Below are 1,238 nucleotides of genomic sequence, written 5' to 3' on the forward strand. Positions count from 1 at the left end.
TGAGCACGGCCGCGCGCGGCTCGTCCGTGCCGGGCAGCGAGCCGAACAGCACCACCGGCAGGTTGCCATGCGCATAGCCCAGGCTTGCCGTGCCCAGTCCAAGCGAATCGAACTGGTGCGCGACCGAGGCGCTGCTGGTGTCGTCGTTCTGGTTGCCCGCCGTCTCGTCATGCACGACCGACACGCCGGTCGCGGTGATGAACACCTGCGGCACGTCGTCGACCACGGTGACCGTCGCCTTGCCGGTCAGCGTCACCGTATCGCCGTCGCCGTCCTTGGCCTGGAACACCGAGCCGAGGTCGATGCCGGCCACGCTGCCGCCGCCCAGATGCGTTTGCAGCGCGGTGTTCTGGTCCGATGTTCCGGCCGGCGGCGCGACATGGTCGAGCTGGTCGAACTGGCGCACCACGAAGGCGCCGCTCGAGGCATTCAGCGTCACCGTCATCACGGTGCGGTCGCTAAGCCCGTTGTAAGCGCCGTTGTGGTTGCTGTCGACAAAGCCGACCAGCGTGTTGCCCTGCATCGCCCAGCTCAGCTCGACGCCCTTCGACGACAGCCCGATGGCCGTCAGGTCTGCGGCCGCCGTGCCGGTGAAGCCGAAACCGCCGCCGGCGGCCGGGCCGTCGGCGCCGAAGTCGACAAGCCCGTTCAGCGAGCCGGATGCGATCGCCGCACCCAGCGGGAACTCCGTGCCCGAACCGTCGCCGGACCCGTCATAGGGCGAGGTTCCCTGCGACAGCAGGCTGGCAATGTCGTCCTCGTCGATCGTCACCGGCGCGGCATGGCCGCTCAGGACCTTCGGCCCGTCGTCGTCGAAGACGATCTTGGCGCCGATGGCGAGCGACTGGCTGACTGTGTCGCCGTCGAAGTCGGTGACGGTGACCACCGCATTGATCTTGCCCGACAGGTTGACCGGCTCGTCATAGGAGCCGCCCGAACCGTTGCCGGCCAGCGGATGCTGCAGCGACAGATATTGTGCCGTCGAGATATGGCCGGTCTGGTCGACCGAGACCGCGAAGGCAATGGCGCCGTCGGGATTGGCCGTACCGTTCGCGTTGTCGACGCGGCCGACGATCAGATTGCCTTCCTTGAACAGCGAGATCTCGTGCCCGTCGGTCGTCTTCAGGCCCGAATCGGTGCCTGGCTCTGCAACCGCAAGGTTGAGCACGGCCGCGCGCGGCTCGTCCGTGCCGGGCAGCGAGCCGAACAGCACCACCGGCAGGTTGCCATGCGCATAG

Annotated in this window: 1 protein-coding gene; it reads right to left on the bottom strand. The window is 67.9% G+C overall.

The annotated features are described in order from the left end of the window. On the bottom strand, nt 1-1,238 hold a 1,238-nt coding region (locus FJ980_RS35015), incomplete at both ends, for a DUF5801 repeats-in-toxin domain-containing protein (RefSeq protein ID WP_246676683.1).

Origin of the sequence: Mesorhizobium sp. B1-1-5 (assembly GCF_006443065.1) — a bacterium.
Classification (GTDB): Bacteria; Pseudomonadota; Alphaproteobacteria; order Rhizobiales; family Rhizobiaceae; genus Mesorhizobium.